Raw genomic sequence first — 25,480 nt, forward strand, 5'->3', positions numbered from 1 at the left:
CAAAGTCTACGAGAGCATCATAATTGCTTTCTTTAAAGCCGTAATAAAAGCATCAATTTCTTCTTTTGTATTATAAAACATAAAAGACGCTCTAATGGTTCCTGGAATCTTGTAAAAGTCCATAATAGGTTGTGCGCAATGATGACCTGTTCGTACAGCGATGCCCATTTTGTCTAGTATAGTCCCAATATCATACGGGTGAATAGATCCAACGTTAAATGAAATAACAGAGGTTTTCTCTTTTGCTGTGCCGTAAATTTTTAAACCTTCAATTTTTTGTAATTCTGCTGTCCCGTACTCTAACAATTCATTTTCGTATTCAGCGATATTTTCAAAACCAATAGCATTCATATAGTCTAAAGCCGCTCCGAAGGCAATGCCTCCGCAGATGTTTGGTGTACCAGCTTCAAATTTATGTGGTAGGCCAGCATAAGTCGTTTTTTCAAACGACACTTCTGCAATCATTTCTCCTCCTCCTTGGTAAGGTGGTAATTTGTTGAGCCATTCTTCCTTTCCATAAAGCATTCCAACACCTGTTGGTCCACAAATTTTGTGGGCAGAACATACGTAGAAATCAACATCTAATGCTTGCACGTCTGGTTTTAGGTGCGGGCAAGATTGTGCGCCATCAACTAAAACTGCTGCACCAACAGCATGTGCTTTTTCTATAATATATTCAATTGGGTTTATGGTGCCTAAAGCATTTGAAATATGATTTACAAAAACCAGTTTTGTGTTTTTATTTAAAAGTGCCTCGTATTCTGAAAGGATTAATTCTCCATTTTCATTCATAGGAATGACTTTCAAACTAGCTCCTGTACGTTCACAAAGCATTTGCCATGGCACAATATTGCTATGGTGTTCCAAAGCAGAAACAATAATTTCATCACCTTTTTTTAAGAGTGAAGAAAAACCATTAGCAACTAAGTTAATGCTATGTGTGGTGCCAGAAGTGAAAATTATTTCATGACTGTTCTTGGCATTAAAATGCTTCTGGATTTTTAGACGTGCTTGCTCATAGGCATCGGTTGCTTCTTGGCTCAAGCTATGTACACCTCGGTGAATATTAGCATTGTAATTACTATAATAATCTACGATAACATCAATCACTTGCTGAGGTGTTTGTGATGTTGCAGCATTATCGAAATATATGAGTTGTTTTCCGTTAACCTTACGGTTAAGGATAGGGAAGTCTTTTCTTATTTTTTGTACGTCTAACATGTGTTTCTTTTAAAGCTGAAACCTCAAAGGTTTTAAAAATCTTTGAGGTTTTTTATATTAAAATTTCAAGTATAATTGGCCTAGTTAGATAATGAAACTCACTAGAAATATATATTTATACTTTATAAATCAAACCCAATATTTACACCCAACTTATTCGCAATAATCTTTGTAATTCTATTCTTAATTTCTGGAATTTTCACAGAATCTAAAACGTTATTACTAAAGGCAAACATTAATAAAGCGCGTGCTTCTTTTTCAGGAATTCCTCTAGAACGCAAATAAAACATTGCACTTTCATCTAGCTGACCAATGGTACAACCATGAGAACATTTTACATCGTCTGCAAAAATTTCAAGTTGAGGTTTGGTATTTATGCTGGCTTTATCGCTAATTAAAATGTTATTATTTGCCTGAAATGCGTTGGTTTTCTGTGCTAATTTTTCAACGACAACTTTACCATTAAAAACACCTGTAGAGCTATCGTCAAAGATACCTTTGTAATCTTGGTGGCTCTCACAATTTGGTTCAATATGGTGTACTAACGTGTTGTGATCTACGTGTTGTTTATCTCCTATAATGGTAATACCTTTCATGGTAGAATCTATACGCTCTCCGTTTTGGTAAAACTCAAGGTTGTTTCTAATTAATTTTCCACCGAAAGAAAAGGTGTGCACTTTGGCTAAACTTTCCTGCTTCTGATTGATAAAAGTGTTGTCAATTAATGACGCACTTTGTCTATCATTCTGAATTTTATAATAATCAACAATCGCACGTTTATTCGCGAAAATTTCTGTCACACTATTCGTTAAAACAGGGTTATCCGTTAAACTCTGATGACGCTCAATAATCTGAACATGCGAATTTTCATTCACTACAATCAAGTTACGCGGTTGCAACATTACGGCAGCTTCGTTTCCTGTTGAAAAATGAATGATTTGAATCGGTTTTTCAACCACTTTATTCTTAGGGATATTGATGTACGCACCTTCCATTGAAAATGCTGTATTCAAAGAAGATAAGCCATCTTTTTTCGCAATTTTATTGAAATAATTATCAATAATTACTTTGTATTTAGGTTTGGTTAAAGCCGCAGACATTAAACAAACATCTAAACCATCATGCGTGGTTTGTGACAAGTGAGAGGCGTATTTTCCATCGATAAAGATGATTTTATACGCATCAATTTCATGAATAAAATATTTTTTTACGTCTTTAAATTCTATGTCATTGTCATGCTTAGGAAAAACACTATAATCGTGTTTTAAAATAGAATTCAATGATGTATATTTCCAATCTTCTTGACGCTTAGAAGGAAATCCTTCAGCTTCAAAAGTCTTTATAGCTTCAGTACGAATATCATGTACTGACGAGTGCACATCAACTGTGTCCTCAAATGCCATAAATGACGATACTAATTTTTCTTTTAAACTCATGTTTTTAAGTCTTCAGTAATAAGTCCTTCAGTCTTCAGTTGGCTTAATGGCAAACTATAATTCGAAGAATTAATACTTGATTTAATGTTTTTGCTACAAATAGTCACATCTGAGTAAGTTGCTGCTTACTGAAGACTGACCACTGCCTACTAATTATGCGTTAACCTCTTCTTTAATCCAATCATAACCTTTAGCTTCCAACTCGTGTGCTAATTCTTTTCCTCCTGATTTTACAATTTTACCGTTGAGTAATACATGTACAAAATCTGGAACGATATAATCTAATAAACGTTGGTAATGCGTAATAACAATTACAGCGTTGTCTTTAGACTTTAATTTATTTACTCCATTGGCAACAATACGCAATGCATCAATATCTAAACCAGAATCCGTTTCATCTAAGATGGCTAATTTTGGTTCTAACATTGCCATTTGAAAGATTTCGTTTCTTTTTTTCTCACCACCAGAAAACCCTTGGTTTAATGAACGTGATAAAAATTTACGATCAATTTCTAAAAGTTCAGATTTTTCTCTGATCATTTTCAGCATATCTTTTGCTGGCATATCGTCTAAACCTTTAGCTTTACGAGTTTCGTTAATGGCCGTTTTTATAAAGTTAGTAACACTAACTCCTGGTATTTCAATTGGGTATTGAAAAGATAAAAACACACCTTTATGTGCACGCTCTTCAGCGGCTAATTCTTCGATGTCTTCGCCTTCTAAAAATATATTCCCTTCTGTAATTTCGTATTCTTCTTTACCAGCAATTACTGAGGCTAGTGTACTTTTACCTGAGCCGTTTGGACCCATTATAGCATGAACTTCTCCTGCTTTAACTTCGAGATTAATACCTTTTAAAATGGCTTTATCTTCTATACTTGCGTGTAAATTATTGATCTTTAACATAGTCTTAATTTGCTAATTTTATAACATCTTCTTTATTTGGGTCTGGCGCTTCCACTTTAAGGATTTCTTTGATTTCTACTCTATATTGCCAGCCTTCTTCGTCTTTGTTTTTTTCGAATTTTCTAACTCTTATGGTTACAGGAACCATATCAGTATCTTCTTTTTTAAATGCTTTTGTTTGCGCATCTAACTTGTGCATATTCTTATCAATTACAACACCATAAATTTCTGTTGATGTTTGTAAAACTGCCGCATCTGCGAAATACACAAAGTCTCCTTTTAGAGTTATAAATCCATCATTTTGATCGAAGGATTTTGCACGATTTTCTTCAAGGTTAACGTCTTGTTTTGCTTCGTTTTTACAAGAAATAAATAGTGCAAGGCACATTAGTATTACGAATGAGTTTCTTAACATTAGTCTAAATATTTTGGATATTTTGGTAATCGGTTAAAATCGTCGGCACTATGCTGAATATAAACATCGGCATTAGTTTCTTTTGCGAAAGCCTCAAAAAGGTCCATACTTTTTAGGGTGGCATCTACATCGTAGTTAAAACTTGGAACCCCTTTATTATCTCTATTTTCTTGAAAATGATATAAATCACCTGCTAATAATATATTGCCAGCGTTTTCTAATTTTAAGAATAACGCCTGATGTCCAGGTGTATGCCCAGGCATGGATTTAATTATAACCGTTCCATCACCAAAAACATCATATTCTCCATTAAGTTTTTTAACATTAGTTAAAGCGGCAATTGCAGCATAGTTATCACCTTGTTTTTGTTCTTCGCTAGTAATGAAATCGTATTCTGCGGTTTGGACTAACCAAGTAGCATCCGCAAATTTGGAAGCCGAACCAGAATGGTCAAAATGTGTGTGCGATAAGGCAATAAAATCAAAATCCTCTGGTGTTAAATTCAACGCTTTAAGTTGAGAGACTACAGAATCCTTACGAGAGACTGTAAATGCTCCATCTGGAGTTGTAAATGGATCTTGACCAACCAAACCTTCAGCTAAACCAGCATCCCAAAGCATTCGACCTTTTGGATGTTCAATAATATAAAAAGCATCAGCAAAAGTTTTTGATTGTCCTTGGTAGGTTGTGTCTTGAGAAAAAATCTCTAGCATGTTCACTTGTACTGTTCCTCCGTCTAGTGCATATAATTTTACACCTTCCTTTTGAGTTGCTTCAGCTTCTGCTTTGGCATCATTATAACCGTCTTTAACTCCGTCTTTGAAGTCTTTACACGATACAAATGCTAAAGCTAAGGTTAATATGAATAGTGTTTTTTTCATGCTTGAGAGCTATTTTTAGATGTTATCCTACAGAACCTTCTAAGCTAATTTCTAATAATTTTTGAGCTTCCACAGCAAATTCCATTGGTAATTTATTTAGGACTTCTTTACTAAAACCATTTACAATTAGTGCAATTGCTTTTTCGGTATCAATACCTCTTTGGTTACAATAGAAAATTTGATCTTCACCAATCTTACTTGTCGTAGCTTCATGCTCAATCATCGCAGTTTTGTTTTTAGCTTCTATATAAGGGAAGGTATGTGCACCACATTCATTTCCCATTAATAAACTATCACATTGCGAAAAGTTACGCGCATTATCTGCACGTGCACCAATCTGAACCAATCCACGATACGAATTTTGTGATTTACCAGCTGAAATACCCTTAGATATAATCGTTGATTTTGTGTTTTTACCTAAGTGAATCATTTTAGTACCAGTATCTGCTTGCTGATAATTATTAGTCACCGCAATAGAATAAAATTCGCCTACTGAATTATCACCTTTTAAGATACATGAAGGGTATTTCCAAGTTACGGCAGAACCGGTTTCAACTTGTGTCCATGAGATTTTTGCATTTTTCTCACAAAGCCCTCTTTTAGTAACAAAATTGTAAACACCACCTTTTCCTTCTGCATTTCCTGGATACCAGTTTTGTACAGTAGAATATTTTATTTCGGCATCATCCATTGCAATTAATTCTACAACGGCTGCGTGTAATTGGTTTTCATCACGACTTGGCGCAGTACAACCTTCTAAATAAGAAACATAACTGCCTTCGTCAGCAATAAGAAGTGTTCTTTCAAATTGGCCTGTTCCACCTTGGTTTATTCTAAAATACGTTGATAATTCCATAGGACATCTAACACCTTTTGGAATATAACAGAAAGAACCATCACTAAATACTGCAGAATTTAAAGCGGCGTAAAAGTTATCTTTGGTTGGGACAATGCTACCAATATATTTTCTTACAAGTTCCGGGTGCTCTTTTATGGCTTCAGAGATACTCATAAAAATGATACCTTTTTCAGATAAAGTCTTTTTGAATGTTGTGGCAACAGAAACGGAATCAACAACGATGTCCATCGCAACATTATTCATTTTCTTTTGCTCATCTACTGAGATTCCTAACTTTTTATACATAGCTAAAAGATCAGGATCTACATCGTCTAAGGTTTTGTTCGGGTCAACAGAAACTGGTGCAGAATAATAAGCAATAGCCTGAAAGTCTGGTTTTTTGTAACGCACGTTTGCCCATTCAGGCTCAGCCATTTCTTTCCAAATTTTAAAAGCGTCTAATCGCCATTCTGTCATCCATTCGGGCTCTTCTTTTTTCATTGAAATAGCGCGAACGATGTCTTCATTTAAACCAATTGGAAATGTTTCAGATTCTATATCTGTGAAAAAACCGTATTCGTATTCTTTGGTTTTTAATTCTTCTCTAAGATCGTCTTCTGTATATTTTGACATGTGTGTTTTAATTTTTTATAGTGAAAAAGATTCACCGCAACCGCAAGTTCGGTTGGCATTTGGGTTGTTAAAAACGAAACCTGTTCCGTTTAAGCCTCCAGAATATTCTAGTGTAGTACCAATGAGGTAGAGAAAGCTCTTTTTGTCAACAATGATTTTAATATCATTGACTTCAAATACTTTATCGTCTTCAGCAGCTTGTTCTTTGTCAAATTTTAAATCATATGACAAACCAGAACAGCCTCCGCTCTTAACACCAACTCTAACATAGTCTGTGCTTGGGTCATAACCATCATCGGTCATAAGTTCTATGACTTTCTTTTTTGCGTGATCAGATACTTTAATCATATCGTTTAACTAGATTAGTTCTAAATAGAATGCAAATATACGATATAACAAGGGTTTTACCATAGGTACTAACATTATATTAGCATATGGTTTGATAGGGTTTGGCTATTCAAGGTAAACCGAGAAGAATGTATAATTATACAGCTACTTTTGTTTTAGGTATACGTCTAGTAAGACGATATAATTCCTGTAATGTATCTGCGATTTGAGTGTTAGAAACTGTGATAGTTTCAAAATTTCCATGACGATCTGTAACCACAACTGTATCGCAATGCGAACAGGTCATTTCAATGGTGTGATCGATATTAGTTTTGGATCTTTGATAGTTATGGCCAAAAATAGCACATGGTAATGCTTTAGTAGAGTTAGGTTTCATTTTTATTGACTTAGGGTAGAGCAATTTAGTAAACCATATCTAAATCATGTCAAAATGCCTACTTTTTCGATGAAATGCATATGGATTTGATATTTTTATAATAAAACATACCTTTTAACGGGTATTTTTAAAAAAGAAATGGTATAAATAATTGCATCAGAAAACCCAAGAACATGTAGAGAAATATCATGATTTTTTTGGTTTTCAGTTTTTGATTTATATTAAATTAGTAATAAATAATTCTATTCATGCAACCTATTCAAAAAAAGCACAATATTTTTGCAGTATGATAGAAGATAAAAACCCACAGCGTACTCCATTGAGTGAATTAGGAGAATTTAAATTGATTGAGCACTTAACGGATCATTTTAAAGTCACCCAAAAATCAACTGTTAAAGGTATTGGTGATGATGCAGCGGTACTTAGCTTTGGTAAAAAGCAAGTGGTTGTTTCTACGGATTTGTTGGTAGAAGGTGTGCATTTCGATTTGAGTTATGCTCCTTTAAAACATTTAGGTTATAAAGCTATTGTTGTTAATTTATCGGATATCTATGCAATGAATGCTGTGGCTACACAAGTAACAGTATCTATAGCGGTTTCTAATCGTTTTCCTTTAGAAGCACTTGAAGAATTATATGCTGGTATTACAGCCGCTTCTAAATTTTATAATGTTGATGTGGTGGGAGGAGATACAACGTCTTCTACTTCTGGTTTAATTATTTCTGTAACTGCGATTGGAGAAGTTGAAAAAGGAAAAGAAGTATTAAGATCTGGTGCAAAGCCAAATGACTTATTAGTGATTACTGGTGACATTGGTGGAGCTTTTATGGGATTGCAAGTTTTAGAACGCGAAAAAGAAGTGTTTAAGGTGAACCCAAATAATCAACCTGATTTATCAATGTATACCTACATTATAGAACGTCAGTTAAAACCTGAAGCTCGAAAAGATATTGTAGAATTATTAAAGGAATTAGATGTAAAACCTACAAGTATGATAGATGTTAGTGACGGAATTTCTTCTGAAATTATTCATTTATGTAAACAAAGTAAGGTTGGTGTAGATCTTTATGAGGAGAAAATACCATTAGATCCTCAAGTGATTTCAACCTGTGAGGAATTTAATTTAGATAGCACCACAATTGCTTTAAATGGTGGTGAGGATTATGAATTGTTAATGACAATTTCTCAAGAAGATTTCCCGAAAATAAAAGGCAATCCAAACCTAACAGTTATTGGTTATATGACTGAAGAAGACAGAGGTATGCACTTAGTTACAAGAGCTGATGAAAAAATTCAGATTATAGCTAAAGGTTGGAATGCGCTTACAGATCAAGCATAAAAAGTTTTTGTCCTTTTTCTAAGCGCTTAGTGTGTACACGATTTAGCACACGATTAATTTCTTTGAATTTTGGTGTTAAGGGAATAAATTTTCCGTCGCCATCAATGGTCATTTCTGTTTTACAATTTTTACACTTATATTCTTTAACATGATAAGTAACATTTTTGGACACTTTATAGTCGTGACCAAATAATGAGCAATAAATGTTTTTCATTAACTAGTTTTCTTAGAGATATTATCACTTTTTATAGGGATTTAAATATAAGAAAATTAGTTACTTATAAGTTGTTAACAATTAACAAATCGATGAAGTGAGTGTTTTTCGCTTCAAACGCATCGATTTATTGTTGTAAATGCGTTCTAATGCCGAATTAATCTCTTGATATTTAGCTGTTAATTCAGTGAGTCTTCCGTTGCTGTTTGTTGTCAATTGTTTTTTGCAACATTTGCAAGTGTACTCCTTAACGTGGTTGGTGACTTTTTTGGTAATGTGATAATTATGTCCAAATAAATCACAGTAGAATTTGCTAGGTGTCATAATAGGTTGGTTTACAAATTATTTTTAATCTCTATGGTAAACTTAGAAAATAAAATAAAATAAAACGTTTAAAGGGGTGAATTTTCGATAAAGAGTAAAATATTGTCAGATAATTCTGATTTATTTTCGATATAACTCATATGGCCTTCTGAAAATTCTATAAAATCAATGTCTGTAGTTTTAATTTTTTCTAGGATTTGATCCGTATCTATTAAGCTATCCTTTTTGCCAGCAATAATTATTTTTTTACATTTTAAGTTTTTCAACACTTCAAAACGATCGGGTCTAAGCTTCATGCCTTCTTGCGCAGCAATGTAGCCTTGAAGTGGTGTTTCTAATGCTAACTGAAGTGCTTTTTCGTAGGCAGCTTCATATTTAACTTTGCTTTCAGGAGCAAATAAATTAGCGAAAGACATTTGAACTAACACCTCATAATTTTGCTGTGCCATTTCAGAAGCACGCGTTCTTATACGTTTCCGAGTATTATCATCGGTTTCATAGGTAGAGTTCATTAAGCATAGTCCCTTAAATAATTCTGGTTTCTTTTCTGCTAAAGCCAAGGCCACGTAACCTCCCATGGAATGACCAACAACATGTGTATTCTCAATATTTAAATGTTCTAAAACCGCCAAAACGGCTTCTGCCATAGCTTCCATGGTGTGCACATAGCCAATACAATCTGTTTTGCCATGCCCCAATAAATCAATACAAATAACATTATTAGTTGTAGAAAACTCAGTGACTAAATCTTGCCACATTTCAACACTTTCAAGAAATCCGTGAAGTAAGACGATCGAATCTCCCTTGCCTTCAGTTGTATAATGAATGCGACTATTTTTGTAATTTAAAATCATATTTGCAAATATAGATTTTGAAAGTATTACAGCTCCTTAATGATTATAACATTTTAGTATCTTTGAGATCTTTCAAACTAAATTAAAAATTTAATGGTTTTAAAACGCTTTTTTACAATACTCCTATTGAATTCAGTTTTCTTGCTAAGCGCTCAAATTGGAGAACAACAGCTCGATAATTTAATAAAAGAAACCTTAACGACTTTTGATGTGCCTGGTATTTCTGTCGGTATTTATAAAGATGGAAACGTAGTGTATGCTAAAGGTCATGGTGTGCGTTCGCTAACCAATAAAAAAGACATGAACGATGAGACTTTAGTTGGTGTTGCATCTAATAGTAAAGGATTTACGTGTTTTGCATTGGCGATGATGGTTGATGCTGGTCAATTGAATTGGGATGATAAAGTGCGTAAACATATTCCGGAATTTCAATTACACGATGCTTGGGTAACTGAAGAATTTACGGTTAGAGATTTGGTAACACATCGCAGTGGATTAGGATTGGGAGCAGGAGATTTAATGTTTTTTCCTGAAGGAAGTGATTTTACAGTGAACGACATTATTAATAATGTAAAATATTTAGAACCTGAAAGTTCATTTAGAAGCAAATTTGCGTATAATAACAATATGTTCATCATAGCAGGTGAAGTTTTAAAACGGGTGAGTGGTTTGTCTTGGGAAGACTTTATTGAAACCAAGATTATGAAACCAGTTGGAATGACAAATAGTAAAGCATCTTATAATCGTGTTTCAGATAAATCGAATATTATTGATGCGCATACTATGGCTGAAGGTAAGGTAATTCAGATTCCACATGATTGGAGTGAAACTGCTAATCCTGCAGGAGGAATTGTAAGTAATGTTCCAGATATGTTAACCTGGGCTCAATTTTTAATGAATGATGCTGTTTCCGAAAACGGTGAGCGTTTATTAAGTACTAAACAATTTCATGAACTTTGGCAATTACAAACTCCTTTAAATGTATCTCCTAATGATTCCTATAATTCTAATTTTAAAGGTTATGGGTTAGGTTGGTTTGTTGCTGATGTTAAAGAAGGTCATAAGCAAGTCTATCATACAGGAGGGTTATTGGGAACCGTAACACAGTTTACTATGATCCCGGATTTAGATTTAGGCATTGTGGTATTAACGAATCAAATGAATGGTTCCGCTTTTAATACCATCACAAATACAATTAAAGATGCTTATCTCGGTTATGAAAATCGAAATTGGTTGGAGAAATACGGGAAATCTAATGCCGATAATATTATCTATAACGACAGTATAAAAGCTGCAGTGTATTCAAAAGTTGAAAAGGCAAAAACGCTTAAATCAATACCGAAACCAGAACAAATTATCGGGACTTATACAGACGATTGGTTTGGTGATGTGATGATTTCTCACGATGCAAAAAAAGGATACACTATAAAGAGTAAGCGTTCATCAAGATTGTTCGGTGAGTTGTTGCCGTTAAATGCAACTACCTTTGTGGCGAAATGGAACGATAGAAGTTATGATGCAGATGTTTACGTGAAATTCACCTTTAATGAAAAAGGAGAAGCGGTTTCAGCGACCATGAACTATATTGCGCCAATTACTGATTTTAGTTTCGATTTTGGTGATTTGGAACTTAAGAAAACGAACTAAGTGGATATAAAACGCAAAGAACTTTTAATTACTAGTTTTGCATTGTTCTCATTATTTTTTGGAGCAGGTAATTTACTGTTACCACCTTTATTGGGGTATAATTCTGGTGACGATTGGATTTGGGTAACTATTGGTTTTATGATTACCGCTGTGGTAATTCCTATCCTTGGAATTTTTGCACACGCCAGACTTCAAGGGACGTTATTCGATTTTGGTAAAAAAGTATCTCCAACCTTTAGTTTAATTTATTGTATTTTAATCTATATTATTGCGGTGGCTATTCCGTCTCCAAGAACAGCTGCGGCAACGCATGAAATTGCAATCTTTCCAGCTTTTGGAACCTCTCCTTTATTAACGAGCTCTATTTATTTTTTACTTGTGTTAGTTTTTGTGCTTAACCGTTCAAAAATATTAAGTCTTATCGGAAAATTTTTAACGCCGTTTATTGTTATCATGCTTTTGGCGGTCATTAGTATTGGTTTATTTTCTTCTGAATTTAGTACAGGGATTTCTCAATTTGAAACGCCTATTGCTACAGGAATTCTAGAAGGCTATCAAACTTTTGATGCTATTGGAGCAGTGGTTGTTGGAGCAGTAATCATTATTTCCTTGAATTTTAAAAACATGGCTGTTGAGGCGTACAGTTCTAAGCGCACCTTAATTCGTAAATCAGGTTTTATAGCAGGTTTGGGTTTATTTGTTATTTATGCAGGTTTAATTTCTGTGGGAGCTTATTATAGTTCTGAAATTAATATTAATGCAGATTTAAGTAGTGATATGCAACGTGCCAATTTATTACGACATATCAGTATTTCAGCTTTAGGTGAATTTGGAAATACCGTTTTAAGTATTCTAATTTCATTAGCTTGTTTTACAACTGCCATTGGTATTGTGGCTGGTACGGCAGATTATTTTAAAGGCTTATTAGGTGACTCACAAACGGTTTATATTGTTACAGCTATTTTAGCAAGTGTTCTCGGAATTTCTATGGGTCAATTGGATTTTAATTCTATTATAGTTGTTGCGATTCCGGTATTATTATTTATCTATCCTATTACGATTGTGCTTATTTTATTAAATGTATTGCCAGAAAAAATAGCAACACCTTTGATATTTAGAACGGTCGTTCTTGTGACCTTTTTGTTTAGTATTCCAGATGTGATTGGTTTTGTTAGTCCATCTGAAGGCTTAAAAATAGTAACCGATTATATTCCATTTTCTAGCCAAAGTTTAGGTTGGGTTTTGCCTGCTTTTTTAGTCTTCGTGATTTCGTCTTTTATTCAACAGAAAATGAAAAAGAGATAATGAAATACATGGGGAGCAAGGCGCGTTTTGCTAAAGATTTACTGCCAATTATTCTGAAGGATAGAAGAGAAAACCAACCTTATCTTGAGCCATTTGCAGGTGGTATGAATATGATTGATAAGATTGATGGAATTAGAATTGCCAACGATCAGCACCAAGAACTAATGGCCATGTGGGAAGCTTTAGTCAATGAAAATTGGGATCCACCACAATTAGTATCTGAAAAAGATTATAAGCATATCAAATATAACCAAGAGCAATACCCAAAACATGTCGTGGGTTATGTTGGGTTTAATTCTTTTGGTGGAAAATGGTTTGCGGGTTATAGACGCGATAAAGAAGGTAAACGCGATTATTGGGGAGAACACTATCGTAATATTACTAAGCAAGTCCCAAATTTGAAAGGTGTTATTTTATCTTGTAAATCGTATACTGAATTAGAGATTCCAAAAAAAAGCATTATCTATTGCGACCCACCTTATCAATCTACGACGAAGTATCGGGATAGCTTTAATCATGAGAAATTCTGGGAATGGTGCAGACAACAAAGCAAAGCGGGTCACCAAGTATTTGTTAGTGAATATAATGCGCCAGAAGATTTTAAATGTGTTTGGGAAAAACCTGCAAAAACAACATTTTCTTGGCATGTTGAAAACTTAGCTCCTAAAGTTGCTCTGGAACGATTGTTTGTATTTGAAGGCTAAATCGTTGTGGGAATTTGACTTTTTATAATGCAGCAAAGTCAATCATTAATGTGTTGTTTCGATTCTCTTAAATTTCTTTTTTGAAGCGTTTAAAAAGCGTAATGGTCTTTTTAGTGTTAATAAAATACACACCGGTGAGTAAAACAGCCGCGGCAATTATAGATTGTGCCGAAAAGGTTTCATCTAAAAAATACCATCCTAAAATTAAAGCTACGATTGGATTTACGTACGTAGAGGTGGCTACTTTTTCTGGAGATACCTTACTTAATAAATAGTTAAACGCTGTAAAAGCAACGATGCTTCCAAAAATGATGAGCATTCCCATGGAGTTTATGATTTCAGTATTCCAGCTCGAAAAAGGGAGTCGTTCTTCGCCAGCAATAAGGCTGCCAATTAATAACATAGCACCTCCAAATAACATTTGGTAGCCAGTATTCACAAAAAAGTTTGAAGGTAAGTCGGCTTTCGATACAAAGAGACTACAATAGGCCCAGCTTAGCATGCATATAAAAATCATAATCATTCCGGTAACCATACCTTCTTGTCCAATCATTTCACGTTGACTGACTAACAAATAAATACCGATACAACCAATAACAACACCTAATATGGACATAGGCTGTATTTTTTTGCCTTCTAAAATTCGCAATAAAATTAATACAACCAAGGGTTGCGCCGAAATTTCTAAAGCAGCAAAACCGCTATCAACAGACTTTAAGGCCCAAACGACTAAACCATTTCCGATTGTTAAAAACAAAAAACCAGCAATTGCTGTATTTCGTAGTTGTCGCTTTGTGATTTTCAAAGGAATTTTTAAAAATTTGGCAATAGTAAAAATCAAGATACTTGCTGTAATAAATCGAATAGAAGCTGCGTATAAAGGTGCTAATTGACTAACTAAAATTTTGTTCAATAAATATGTGGAGCCCCAAATAACATAAATCGAAAAAAATGCTAGTAGTATATAAAGACGTTCTTTAGTCAATTTCATGTCCTATAATTTAGAGATTAGCGGTAATCAAAAAAACTTGCAAGCTACATAATGAACTTACAAGTTTTTTAATATTTAAGGATATTTTAAAATTAAGAATTCATGATATCCTCAATCTCTTCAACTTCAATAGGAATATTGCGCATCAAATTAAACGGTTCTCCTGAATTTTGTATGACCACATCATCTTCTAAGCGAATACCAAAACCTTCAGCAGGAATATAAATTCCAGGTTCAACAGTAAAAACCATATTAGCTTTCATTGGCTCAGTTAAAATTCCATAATCATGAGTATCTAATCCCATATGGTGTGACGTTCCGTGCATAAAGTATTTTTTATAAGCTGGCCAATCTGGGTTTTCATTTTGTACATCTGCTTTGTCTAATAAGCCTAAGCCTAAAAGTTCTGACGTCATTAGTTTTCCAACTTCAACATGGTATTGTTCCCATAATGTACCAGGAACAAGCATTTTAGTAGCGTCATTTTTAACGCGATTTACAGCGTTATAAACATCCTTTTGTCGGTCATTGAATTTTCCAGAAACCGGAATTGTACGTGTCATATCACTAGCGTAATTAGCGTATTCTGCACCAGCATCAATTAAAATTAAATCACCAGCTTTACAAGGTTGGTTGTTTTCAATATAATGTAAGACGTTGGCGTTGTTACCAGAACCAATAATTGGAGTGTATGAAAATCCTTTAGAACGGTTGTTAAGGAACTCGTGCATAAACTCTGCTTCCAAGTTGTATTCATAAACACCAGGCTTCGTAAACTTTAAAACGCGTCTAAATCCTTTTTCTGTAATATTACAGGCTTGTTGAATTAAATCTAATTCTATTTGATCTTTTACAGAACGTAAACGTTGTAAAATAGGATTGCTCTTAGCAACACTATGCGCAGGATATTTGTCTTTTAACCATTTTGTAAAACGGTCTTCGCGTGTTTCTGTTTCTACATTGGCTCTGTAATGTTCGTTGGTGTTAATGTAGACGGTGTCGCATTGTGTCATTAATTCAAATAGCACCTTTTCCATGTCTTTTAACCAATACACGGTTTTGATTCCAGAGGTTCCAAAGGCTTTTTCTTTGGTGAGTTTTTCGCCTTCCCAAACAGCAATATGTTCGTTAGTTTCTTTTAAGAATAAAATTTCACGATGTTTTTCTTTAGGACAACCTGGAAATAAAACCAAAATACTTTCTTCTTGGTCCACTCCGCTTAAATAAAATATATCTCTGTGCTGTGCAAAAGGAAGCGTGCTATCTGCACTTATAGGATAAATATCATTAGAGTTAAAAACAGCTAAACTACTAGGTCTCATCTGAGCCATAAAGTTTTTACGGTTTTTTATAAATAGTTGATTATCTATTAAATCATATTTCATGAGAGTAAAATTTTAAATGTTATCACACTGAGTGCAGTCGAAATAAATTCTATGTATGCGTGTGAAATGTTGTGATTTCAGTTCAGTATCAAAAGTAGTGAAACTAATACTGCAAGCAAAAGTCCAAAGCTAGAATCTATTAAATATTAAGACACTTTTATGAAGTTTCATTCTGAAAAGCTTAATTTTATGTGGTTATATTTATTGCTTTTCAATGGTCACATGGCACATCCGTATAATCATTCCTTTAAGTATCAAAATTTAGTTATGAATGTCTCGTAGCATTAACAACCAACCACTATGTTTAAATTAAAATTCTTATCGTTTACTCTTTTTGTAAGCTCGTTTTTTGCCTTCGCTCAGCAACAGGCAACTTCTGCAGATATTACCACTAAAGCTTTGGTTCAAAAACAAAAAATGACAGAAACGTCATTGGTAAAAAATGTACCCTTTAAAAATATCGGACCTACAGTTATGAGTGGTAGAGTGGTAGATGTGGATGTGAATCCAGATACTCCCTCGGAATTTTATGTCGGTTATGCTTCTGGTGGCGTTTGGCATACGGTGAATAACGGCACAACTTTTACTCCAATTTTTGATAATGCTGCAACACAGAATATAGGAGATATTGCTGTAGATTGGCAAAGCAGAACTATTTGGGTTGGTACAGGTGAAAATAATAGTTCACGTTCTAGCTATTCAGGTATTGGAGTGTTGAAATCTAATGATAACGGCAAAAATTGGGAACATGTTGGTTTATCGGATTCCCACCATATTGGACGTATTCTTATTAATCCTAACAATCCGAATGAGGTGATTGTTGGGGCGACTGGTCACTTATATTCTTCCAATGAAGAACGCGGAATTTACAAAACAGTAGATGGTGGAAAAACATGGAAACAGACTTTGTTTGTTGATGCTATGAGCGGCATTATTGATGTGCAACATGCGCCAAATAATTTTGAAGTGCTTTTTGCAACATCTTGGACTAGAGATCGAAAAGCTTGGAATTTTACTGGAAATGGCAATAATTCTGCGATATTTAAAAGTGTAAATGGAGGTGATACTTGGGAAAAGGTTTCAACTAAAAATAGTGGTTTTCCAATAGGTGATGGAGTTGGTAGGATTGGTATAACCATGTTCGATGAACATACGATTTATGCGTTGCACGATAGTCAATTCCATAGACCAGAAGAAGCTAAAAGTAAAGATGTTTCAGGATTAACAAAAGAGGATTTCAAAACCATGAGTGTTGATGCGTTTATGAAACTTGAAGACAAAAAATTGAATGAATACCTCAAAACGAATGGATTTCATGAAAAACATCGTGCCTCTAACATCAAACAATTGGTAAGTAGTGGTTCTGTAAAACCTATAGATTTGGCACATTATTTAGAAGATGCTAATGCGATGTTGTTCGACACTCCCGTAGTTGGAGCAGAGGTTTATAAAAGTACCGATGGTGGTAAAACTTGGAAGAAAACGCATGAAGATTACATTGACGGTCTGTATTACAGTTATGGCTATTATTTTGGAGAAATTAGAGTAGATCCACAAGATAAAAATGGAATTTACATTTTAGGTGTGCCATTATTAAAGTCGAAAGATGCTGGCAAAACATTTACGTCTATTAGTCGCGAAAATGTACATGCAGATCACCAGGCTCTTTGGGTAAACCCTAAAATGAAAGGTCATCTAATTAATGGTAATGATGGTGGATTAAATATGAGTTATGATGATGGTGAAAGTTGGACAAAGTTAAACTCGGTAGCTGTTGGTCAGTTTTATGCTATAAATGTGGATAATGAAACACCATATAACATTTACGGAGGCTTGCAGGATAATGGTGTTTGGGTTGGTGCTAGTAATGCACGCGAAAATAAAGCTTGGCATCAAAGTGGTCACTATCCATGGGAAGAATTAATGGGGGGAGATGGTATGCAAATTCAGATTGATAGTCGTGATGCAAATATTGTTTATACAGGCTTTCAGTTCGGAAATTATTTCAGAATTAATCGTGAGACGAGTGAGCAAACATACATTCAGCCGAAACATACTTTAGGTGAAACTCCATACCGCTTTAACTGGCAAACACCCATATTATTATCGCCTCACAATCAGGATATTTTATATTTAGGAGGTAATAAATTGATGCGTTCTATGAATAAAGGTGATGATTTCGTAGCGATAAGTGGGGATTTAACCAATGGAGGCAAGAAAGGAAATGTCGCGTATGGAACTTTGTCTTCGATAATTGAAAGTCCATTTCAATTTGGATTAATTTACACAGGAAGTGATGATGGAGTGGTAAGTGTTACTAAAGATGCAGGTGGAAGTTGGGCAACAATTTCAAATACATTACCAAAAGATTTATGGGTAAGTCGTGTTATTGCGTCACAACACAAAAAAGAACGCATTTACGTGACTCTAAATGGGTATCGTTGGGATGATTTTAAAGTGTATGCCTACATGAGCGACGATTATGGTGAAACTTGGAAGGATATTGGAGCAACTATTCCTACGTCGCCAGTTAATGTGATAAAAGAGGATCCTTCAAACGAAAATCTATTGTATTTAGGAACGGATAATGGAGCTTATGTGTCTTTTGATATGGGAGAGTCTTGGGAAGTATTTTCAAAAGGCATTCCAAATGTGGCTATCCATGATATTGTAATTCAACCTGAAGCTAAAGATTTAATATTAGGTACACATGGACGTAGTCTTTATAAAGCTAATATTGAAGCGCTTCAAACTTTAAATACGAGCAACGTTACGACGTCGATTGCATTTATGGATTTGGAACCTGTAAGATATTCAGGACGTTGGGGAAGTTCTTGGAGTGCATGGTCTAATTCTTTTGAGCCAGAGGTAACTATTCAATTTTACAGTAATTCTTCAGGGAATAAAACTTTAAAAATTCTTTCTGAAAATGGAGCTGAATTAAATAGTATTTCTATTGATGTGACTAAGGGTTTTAACTACGTAGATTATAATTTAGAGCTAACAGATAAAGGAAAAAAGGCTTTAATGAAAGAAAACAAGGACATTCATTTTAAAGAAACAGGTAACAAAAAAGTCTATTTACCAAGAGGTAGTTACAAGATTCAGATTGATAGTGTAAATACAAAACTTGAATTTAAGTAGATCAAAACCTACTTAAATTCATTCTAAATAAATTAATAATAACAATGCGTAGTTGGGAAAACGTTAATTGCGCAGTATCTTTGTTAGACTAAATAAATCAAAATATACAATGAGCGGAATTCTAAATTCGTCGATTGGAAGAAAATTTGCCATGGCACTTTCGGCTTTCTTCCTAATGATTTTCTTATTACAACACTTTGCAATTAATTTATTATCTGTTTTCAGTGCAGATACTTTTAATGAAGTATCACACTTTATGGGAACGTTTTGGGTCATTCAATATCTGATGCAACCTGTATTAATTTTTGGTGTTATTTTCCATTTTGTAATGGGATTTGTACTAGAGATTAAAAACAATAAAGCAAGAAATATTTCTTATGCTAAAAATAATGGTGCTGCAAATTCTACTTGGATGAGTAGAAATATGATTTGGAGTGGAGCTGCTATTTTAGCTTTTATGGGGCTGCATTTCTACGATTTTTGGTTTCCAGAAATTAACACCAAATATATTGTTGGTGATATGTCTGGACAACTTGCTAACGGAGAATTTAGATACTTCGAAGAGCTTCAACACAAGTTTGTAGACTTGTGGAGAGTTGTACTTTATGTTATTGCTTTTGTTTTCTTAGCATTACATTTATTACACGGATTTAGCTCAGCCTTTCAGTCGGTTGGTGCAAATAATAAATACACAAAAGGATTAAAGGGATTCGGAAAAGCATATGCAATTATTATTCCATTAGGATTCATATTTATTGCATTATTTCATCACCTTAATCATTAAAACATATCTAATATGGCTTTAGATTCAAAAGTACCAAAGGGTTCAATTAAAGATAAATGGACCGATTATAAAAATCACATCGATTTAGTAAATCCTGCCAACAAACGTCATATTGATGTTATTGTTGTTGGAACAGGATTAGCTGGTGGTTCTGCTGCTGCAACATTAGCCGAGTTAGGCTATAATGTAAAAGCATTTGCTTACCAAGATTCACCTCGTAGAGCGCACTCTATTGCTGCACAAGGTGGTATTAATGCAGCTAAAAATTACCAAGGTGATGGTGATTCTACTTATAGATTATTTTACGATACCGTGAAAGGTGGGGATTATCGCTCTCGTGAAGCTAACGTTTACCGTTTAGCTGAGGTGTCTGCTAATATCATTGATCAATGTGTAGCACAAGGAGTTCCTTTTGCTCGTGATTATGGTGGATTATTAGACAACCGTTCGTTTGGTGGTGTTTTAGTATCTAGAACTTTCTACGCTAAAGGACAAACAGGACAACAATTATTATTAGGAGCGTATTCTGCAATGAATAGACAAATTGCTCGTGGTAAGATTGAAATGTTTAACCGTCACGAAATGCTAGACGTTGTTATTGTAGACGGAAAAGCACGTGGAATTATTGCTCGTAATTTAATTACTGGTGAAATAGAAAGACATTCAGCGCATGCTGTTGTTGTTGGTTCTGGTGGATACGGAAATGTATATTTCTTATCAACAAACGCTATGGGTTCTAACGCAACTGCAGCTTGGAAAATTCATAAAAAAGGTGCGTATTTCGCAAATCCTTGTTATACACAAATTCACCCAACATGTATTCCACGAAGTGGAGATTATCAGTCTAAATTAACATTGATGTCTGAGTCGCTTCGTAATGATGGACGTATTTGGGTTCCAAAAAATATGGAAGACGTTATGGCAATTAGAGAAGGTCGTAAAAAACCAACTGATTTGTCAGAAGATGAACGCGATTATTACTTAGAAAGACGTTATCCTGCATTTGGTAACTTAGTACCTCGTGATGTTGCATCACGTGCAGCAAAAGAACGTTGTGATGCTGGTTATGGTGTTAATGCGACAGGTGAAGCGGTGTATTTAGATTTTGCCTCTGCATTTGAGCGTTACGGAAGAGAGCAGGCTAAAATTCATAATATAACAAATCCTTCAGACGAAAAAATTTACGAATTAGGTCAAGCTATCGTAGAAGCGAAATATGGTAACTTATTTCAGATGTATGAAAAGATTATAGATCAAAATCCATACAAAACACCGATGATGATTTATCCAGCAGTACACTACACAATGGGTGGTGTTTGGGTAGATTACAACTTAATGACAACTATTCCTGGTTGTTATTGTATTGGTGAAGCTAATTTCTCTGATCATGGTGCAAACAGACTTGGTGCTTCTGCCTTAATGCAAGGTTTAGCAGATGGTTATTTTGTATTACCATACACTATAGGTGATTATTTATCTGATGATATTCGTACTGGGAAAATTCCAACGGATACTAAAGAATTTGATGAAGCAGAAAAGGAAGTAAGCGATAGAATTAACTTCTTCGTAAATAATAAAGGAACAAAATCTGTTGATTATTTCCATAAGAAATTAGGGAAAGTCATGTGGGACAAGGCAGGAATGTCTAGAAACGCAGAAGGTTTAATAGAGGCTATGGCAGAAATTAAAGCCATAAGAGAAGAGTTTTGGAAAGAAGTTTCTGTACCAGGAACAGCAGATGAAATGAATCCTGAGCTTGAAAAAGCTGGTCGTGTTGCAGATTTCTTAGAATTAGGAGAATTGTTTGCAAAAGATGCTTTAATGAGAAAAGAATCTTGTGGCGGACACTTTAGAGAAGAATCTGCAGAATTAGATGGTCCTCAAAAAGGAGAAGCGAAACGTAATGATGAAGACTTTGCCTTTGTTGCTGCTTGGGAATATAAAGGAGAACCTGCTGATGCAGTTTTACATAAAGAAGAATTAGAATTTAAAGATATTGAACTAAAACAACGTTCATACAAATAAGAAAGACGATATGAATTTAACACTTAAAATTTGGAGACAAAAAGACTCAAAAGCTAAGGGTCAAATGGTCGATTACAAAGTTACTGATATTTCAGAACACATGTCTTTCTTAGAAATGATGGATGTTTTGAATGAACAATTAGTAAACTCTGGTGAGGAGCCTGTAGCATTTGATCATGATTGTCGTGAAGGAATTTGCGGTATGTGTTCTATGTACATTAATGGTGAAGCACATGGACCAGATAGAGGTGTAACGACATGCCAGTTGCACATGCGTATGTTTAATGATGGTGATACAATTACTATTGAGCCATTTAGAGCCGCAGCTTTTCCAGTAATTAAAGATTTAGTAGTAGATAGAATGGCTTTTGAACGTATTCAACAAGCTGGTGGATATATTTCTGTAAATACTTCTGGTAACACCCAAGATGCTAACAGTATTCCTATTTCTAAACATGCAGCAGATGAAGCTATGGATGCAGCAACTTGTATTGGTTGTGGTGCGTGTGTAGCAAGTTGTAAAAACTCTTCAGCAATGTTATTTGTTGGTGCCAAAGTATCGCAATATGCGTTATTACCACAAGGACAAGTTGAAGCTGTAGACCGTGTTAAAAACATGGTAGCACAAATGGATTTAGAAGGTTTTGGTAACTGTACAAATACAGGTGCTTGTGAAGTAGAATGTCCTAAAGGTATTTCCTTAGAAAATATTGCACGTATGAATCGTGAGTATTTATCTGCGACTTTAAAAGGTTAACAAATTCCTGCGAAAGCAGAAATCTTATTATACAAAATCCCAAGCCTAATTATGACTTGGGATTTTTACTTTTCTTATATTTCAATTTTATTATAGACTTATGCAAAACCCAGCGTCTTTTTACAACGAACAATTAGAATTAAATCAGGTAGCTTCTAAACGTATATTTAAACAGCTAAGCTTATATAGTATACTTAGACTTGCCATATTTGTGCTTTCAGGAATTGGAATTTATTTCACTTATGAGAATTGGCAAATAGCAGCAGGAATTGCTTTTGTAGGTCTATCTAGTTTTCTTTTCTTATTATCCCGTTATACAGATTTAAAATCGAAACGAAACTTACACAAGCGGTTAATAGCTATTAATGAAGAGGAATTAAAAATAGCAAAAGGTGATTTTCATGATAGGCCAGAGGGTTCTGAATTTCAAGATTCTAAACATTTTTTTAGCCTCGATATCGATTTATTTGGAAAGGGCTCTTTCTTTCAATTTATGAATAGAACAGCGCTTAAAGAAGGAGCTCAGAAATTAAGTGCAAATTTGCTTTCTAACGCTATTACTAATATTAAAGAACGACAAGACGCTATAAAAGAATTGGCAGATTTACCAGAATGGCGACAAAACTATGTAGCTGTTGCGCAAGGTGTGGAAATAGAACACTCAGCAACATCTATCATTACATGGTTAAAAGACTATAAGCCCTTTTTAGGAAAAACGCAGTATACTTTAACTATTGGCTTTGGTATAGCATCATTGGTTATTTTAGGGTTAGGAATTGCGGAAATTATCCCAATTACAACCATTGGTTATTGGTTATTAGTAGGACTTGGAATTGCCGGTATATATTGGAAAAAAATTGATGTCCTTGCACTTCATACAGGACAAGCAAAAGATACGTTTAGGCAATATGCATTGCTTTTAGAAGCGATTGAAACAACGGAATTTAAATCTGAATTATTAAAGAAGAAACAGAAATTGATTAGATCTGAAGACCAGAAAGCATCTGAAATATTCTCAAAATTTTCAAAAGCACTGGATGCTCTAGATAACAGAAATAATCTCATCTCATTAGTTTTGGGGAATGGTTATCTACTGTTAGATATTAGAAACAGTTATAATGTTGAAAAATGGATTTCTAAATATGGACATAAAGTAGATGATTGGTTTGAAGTTGTTACCTTCTTTGATGCTTTTAATAGCTTTGGAAATTATGCTTTTAACCATCAAAGTTTTACCTATCCGACTTTAACTGATGAACCTATTACGATTTTAGCGGAAGGGTTAGGACATCCATTGTTAAATGCTGAAAAACGGGTCGACAGTGATTTAGAATTAAAAGAAGAACAATTCTTTATCGTTACGGGAGCAAACATGGCAGGTAAAAGTACATTTTTAAGAACTGTGGCGCTTCATATTGTCATGGCTAATGTTGGACTGCCTATTTGTGCTAAACAAAGCAAATACAAGCCTATTAAATTAATTACAAGTATGCGTACAACGGATTCATTAACCGATGATAGTTCTTATTTCTTCAGTGAGCTTACCCGATTAAAGTTTGTGGTTGATACCATTGAAAACGATAAAAATTATTTCGTTATTCTAGATGAAATTCTAAAAGGAACCAATAGTACAGATAAAGCCATTGGGTCTCGAAAGTTTGTTGAGAAATTGGTTAAACAACATGCTACAGGAATTATTGCTACCCACGACTTAAGTCTTACTGAAATTGAAACCGAGTTAGAAGCCGTAAAAAACTATTACTTCGATGCCGAAATCATAAACGACGAACTCTTTTTCGATTATAAATTGAAACAAGGTGTTTGCCAAAACATGAATGCGAGTTTCCTTTTGAAGAAGATGGAAATTATATAACAAAAGAAAAGCCTTTCCTATGTTTCAGGAAAGGCTTTTTAGTATTTAAAAGCTTACTTACTGATACTTCAATTTTAAAGAATCTACAGCATGATAGAAAAAGTCTTTTTCATCATTCATAGATACAAATAAACCATTCGGAAATTTTTTGCCTAAAGATGTGGTTACAATATCACAACCATCTGTTTCTAGTGTTCCTAAATTTAAAGTTTTAACATAGCTATTATCACTACGCTTGTAAAAGTTAAAACTATGATCTTGTTGGTTAGAGACTATAATAAAACCTTCGCCATTAGAGTATGTTGCTATGGCAATACCTTCAATATCGTCTTTAAAATCTTCACCGCCAAACATGGATATTTCTTCATTTCCCATTTTAGGATCTGCATAGAATTTTCTAATACCAACTCCTTCATCTGAGCAGTACACAAAACCTAATTCATCATCTACAGCAATCGCTTCAATTTCTTTTGTGCCACTAAACTTTCCTACTTTTCTTAAAAGATTAGCACGCACACCTAATGAATCTGCTTCTAAACCATATTGATGTAAATAGCCTTCAGTAGGACCATTTTTTCGACTTACAAATACAGAAATAGCATCGGTTTTTGGATTTTTATATATTGAAACTCCCATTGGTCGTTTCATTTCTACATCAGTTTCATCAGCAAATACTTTAAATCCACCATTATCTAAAGGAGTCATATCTGGAATAGCATACATACGTATTTGATGTTTTTCTCTTTCCGAGAATACCATAATGTCTGTTTCTGTAGAATCATTGATTTTAAAACCGTATTCTACATCTACATTATTAGGGTAGGCGATCCCTGTTAGACTTTTGTCTTTAATAATTTTTCCGTCTAAATCAAAAGCATAAACACCACCATCAATTTCATCTTTATTCGTCCCAAAAACAATACTTTGTTCTGGGTTTTCTTTGTTAATCCAAATGGCAGGATCATCACTATCGTGCGGTAATTTTTCGGTTACTAAAGTTGGTGCAATTTCTGGTAAACCATTACCACAAGATGCGAGTGTCATGAAAATTAATCCTAATAATATTACTTTTTTCATTAT

At 34.3% G+C, this 25,480-nt stretch carries 23 protein-coding genes; 9 read left to right on the plus strand and 14 right to left on the minus strand.

Annotation, left to right across the window (positions count from 1 at the left end; all coding sequences use genetic code 11):
- Positions 1 to 6 precede the first annotated feature (6 nt).
- The 8 genes from ADIWIN_RS12525 to ADIWIN_RS12560 form a co-directional block, all read right to left on the minus strand.
- On the minus strand, positions 7 to 1,221 hold the full coding sequence (locus tag ADIWIN_RS12525) for an aminotransferase class V-fold PLP-dependent enzyme (RefSeq protein ID WP_020897555.1): 1,215 nt from the start codon (positions 1,219 to 1,221) through the stop codon (positions 7 to 9).
- Between the two features lie 122 nt (positions 1,222 to 1,343).
- A complete protein-coding gene (sufD, locus tag ADIWIN_RS12530; RefSeq protein ID WP_020897556.1) occupies positions 1,344 to 2,657 on the minus strand; it encodes a Fe-S cluster assembly protein SufD in 1,314 nt (437 codons plus the stop codon).
- A gap of 153 nt (positions 2,658 to 2,810) precedes the next feature.
- On the minus strand, positions 2,811 to 3,563 hold the full coding sequence (sufC, locus tag ADIWIN_RS12535; protein ID WP_020897557.1) for a Fe-S cluster assembly ATPase SufC: 753 nt from the start codon (positions 3,561 to 3,563) through the stop codon (positions 2,811 to 2,813).
- 4 nt (positions 3,564 to 3,567) lie between these two features.
- Positions 3,568 to 3,951, minus strand: a complete 384-nt coding sequence (locus ADIWIN_RS12540; RefSeq protein WP_020897558.1) for a hypothetical protein — start codon at positions 3,949 to 3,951, stop codon at positions 3,568 to 3,570.
- Positions 3,952 to 3,977: 26 nt separating this feature from the next.
- The gene (locus tag ADIWIN_RS12545; protein WP_020897559.1) at positions 3,978 to 4,859 is read right to left on the minus strand and encodes an N-acyl homoserine lactonase family protein; all 882 of its coding nucleotides are present in this window, start codon (positions 4,857 to 4,859) and stop codon (positions 3,978 to 3,980) included.
- A 22-nt stretch (positions 4,860 to 4,881) separates the two neighbouring features.
- Positions 4,882 to 6,330 (minus strand): Fe-S cluster assembly protein SufB, encoded by a 1,449-nt coding sequence (gene sufB / locus ADIWIN_RS12550; protein ID WP_020897560.1) that lies wholly within the window; start codon positions 6,328 to 6,330, stop codon positions 4,882 to 4,884.
- 15 nt (positions 6,331 to 6,345) lie between these two features.
- Positions 6,346 to 6,678 carry a HesB/IscA family protein gene (locus ADIWIN_RS12555; protein WP_020897561.1) on the minus strand — a complete coding sequence of 111 codons (333 nt, stop codon included), beginning with the start codon at positions 6,676 to 6,678 and terminating at the stop codon, positions 6,346 to 6,348.
- 136 nt (positions 6,679 to 6,814) lie between these two features.
- Positions 6,815 to 7,054 carry a hypothetical protein gene (locus tag ADIWIN_RS12560; protein WP_051155462.1) on the minus strand — a complete coding sequence of 80 codons (240 nt, stop codon included), beginning with the start codon at positions 7,052 to 7,054 and terminating at the stop codon, positions 6,815 to 6,817.
- Between the two features lie 286 nt (positions 7,055 to 7,340).
- Here ADIWIN_RS12560 and thiL point away from each other — a divergent pair, with 286 nt between their 5' ends.
- Positions 7,341 to 8,393 carry a thiamine-phosphate kinase gene (gene thiL / locus ADIWIN_RS12565; RefSeq protein WP_040757282.1) on the plus strand — a complete coding sequence of 351 codons (1,053 nt, stop codon included), beginning with the start codon at positions 7,341 to 7,343 and terminating at the stop codon, positions 8,391 to 8,393.
- On the opposite strand, the gene ADIWIN_RS12570 is transcribed toward thiL, so the two are convergent.
- The 3 genes from ADIWIN_RS12570 to ADIWIN_RS12575 all read right to left on the minus strand — a co-directional run bounded on the left by ADIWIN_RS12570 (position 8,377) and on the right by ADIWIN_RS12575 (position 9,785).
- Complete coding sequence (locus ADIWIN_RS12570; RefSeq protein WP_040757224.1) at positions 8,377 to 8,607, minus strand: DUF1660 family phage protein; 231 nt, start codon at positions 8,605 to 8,607, stop codon at positions 8,377 to 8,379. The two genes, thiL and ADIWIN_RS12570, sit on opposite strands and share 17 nt — an antisense overlap.
- Before the next feature lie 81 nt (positions 8,608 to 8,688).
- A complete protein-coding gene (locus ADIWIN_RS22430; protein ID WP_081669578.1) occupies positions 8,689 to 8,931 on the minus strand; it encodes a DUF1660 family phage protein in 243 nt (80 codons plus the stop codon).
- A 68-nt stretch (positions 8,932 to 8,999) separates the two neighbouring features.
- Positions 9,000 to 9,785 (minus strand): alpha/beta fold hydrolase, encoded by a 786-nt coding sequence (locus tag ADIWIN_RS12575; protein WP_040757226.1) that lies wholly within the window; start codon positions 9,783 to 9,785, stop codon positions 9,000 to 9,002.
- A gap of 126 nt (positions 9,786 to 9,911) precedes the next feature.
- Between ADIWIN_RS12575 and ADIWIN_RS12580 the strand changes: the two genes are divergently transcribed.
- The 3 genes from ADIWIN_RS12580 to ADIWIN_RS12590 are packed head-to-tail and all read left to right on the plus strand — an operon-like array spanning position 9,912 to position 13,441.
- On the plus strand, positions 9,912 to 11,432 hold the full coding sequence (locus ADIWIN_RS12580; protein ID WP_235047111.1) for a serine hydrolase: 1,521 nt from the start codon (positions 9,912 to 9,914) through the stop codon (positions 11,430 to 11,432).
- A complete protein-coding gene (locus ADIWIN_RS12585; protein WP_020897568.1) occupies positions 11,433 to 12,737 on the plus strand; it encodes a branched-chain amino acid transport system II carrier protein in 1,305 nt (434 codons plus the stop codon).
- Positions 12,737 to 13,441: a DNA adenine methylase gene (locus tag ADIWIN_RS12590; RefSeq protein ID WP_020897569.1), complete on the plus strand. Its 705-nt coding sequence runs from the start codon at positions 12,737 to 12,739 to the stop codon at positions 13,439 to 13,441. Before ADIWIN_RS12585 ends, ADIWIN_RS12590 begins: the two co-directional genes overlap by 1 nt.
- 67 nt (positions 13,442 to 13,508) lie before the next feature.
- On the opposite strand, the gene ADIWIN_RS12595 is transcribed toward ADIWIN_RS12590, so the two are convergent.
- Both ADIWIN_RS12595 and ADIWIN_RS12600 read right to left on the minus strand, forming a co-directional pair.
- Positions 13,509 to 14,432, minus strand: coding sequence for an EamA family transporter (locus ADIWIN_RS12595; protein WP_020897570.1), 924 nt, complete (start codon positions 14,430 to 14,432; stop codon positions 13,509 to 13,511).
- Positions 14,433 to 14,524: 92 nt separating this feature from the next.
- Entirely contained in the window at positions 14,525 to 15,817 is a 1,293-nt protein-coding gene (locus ADIWIN_RS12600; protein ID WP_020897571.1) for an aminopeptidase P family protein, read from the minus strand.
- A gap of 300 nt (positions 15,818 to 16,117) precedes the next feature.
- Here ADIWIN_RS12600 and ADIWIN_RS12605 point away from each other — a divergent pair, with 300 nt between their 5' ends.
- The 5 genes from ADIWIN_RS12605 to ADIWIN_RS12625 all read left to right on the plus strand — a co-directional run bounded on the left by ADIWIN_RS12605 (position 16,118) and on the right by ADIWIN_RS12625 (position 24,400).
- Positions 16,118 to 18,961, plus strand: a complete 2,844-nt coding sequence (locus ADIWIN_RS12605) for a beta propeller repeat protein (RefSeq protein ID WP_020897572.1) — start codon at positions 16,118 to 16,120, stop codon at positions 18,959 to 18,961.
- A 109-nt stretch (positions 18,962 to 19,070) separates the two neighbouring features.
- Complete coding sequence (locus ADIWIN_RS12610; protein WP_040757229.1) at positions 19,071 to 19,745, plus strand: succinate dehydrogenase cytochrome b subunit; 675 nt, start codon at positions 19,071 to 19,073, stop codon at positions 19,743 to 19,745.
- A gap of 12 nt (positions 19,746 to 19,757) precedes the next feature.
- Entirely contained in the window at positions 19,758 to 21,770 is a 2,013-nt protein-coding gene (locus ADIWIN_RS12615; protein WP_020897574.1) for a fumarate reductase/succinate dehydrogenase flavoprotein subunit, read from the plus strand.
- Positions 21,771 to 21,780: 10 nt separating this feature from the next.
- Complete coding sequence (locus ADIWIN_RS12620) at positions 21,781 to 22,527, plus strand: succinate dehydrogenase/fumarate reductase iron-sulfur subunit (protein ID WP_040757231.1); 747 nt, start codon at positions 21,781 to 21,783, stop codon at positions 22,525 to 22,527.
- Between the two features lie 100 nt (positions 22,528 to 22,627).
- A complete protein-coding gene (locus tag ADIWIN_RS12625) occupies positions 22,628 to 24,400 on the plus strand; it encodes a MutS-related protein (RefSeq protein WP_020897576.1) in 1,773 nt (590 codons plus the stop codon).
- A gap of 57 nt (positions 24,401 to 24,457) precedes the next feature.
- Here the strand turns inward: ADIWIN_RS12625 and ADIWIN_RS12630 are convergent, their stop codons facing one another.
- Entirely contained in the window at positions 24,458 to 25,477 is a 1,020-nt protein-coding gene (locus tag ADIWIN_RS12630; protein ID WP_020897577.1) for a phytase, read from the minus strand.
- Positions 25,478 to 25,480 lie beyond the last annotated feature (3 nt).

This window comes from Winogradskyella psychrotolerans RS-3 (genome assembly GCF_000427335.1).
GTDB classification, from domain to species: domain Bacteria; phylum Bacteroidota; class Bacteroidia; order Flavobacteriales; family Flavobacteriaceae; genus Winogradskyella; species Winogradskyella psychrotolerans.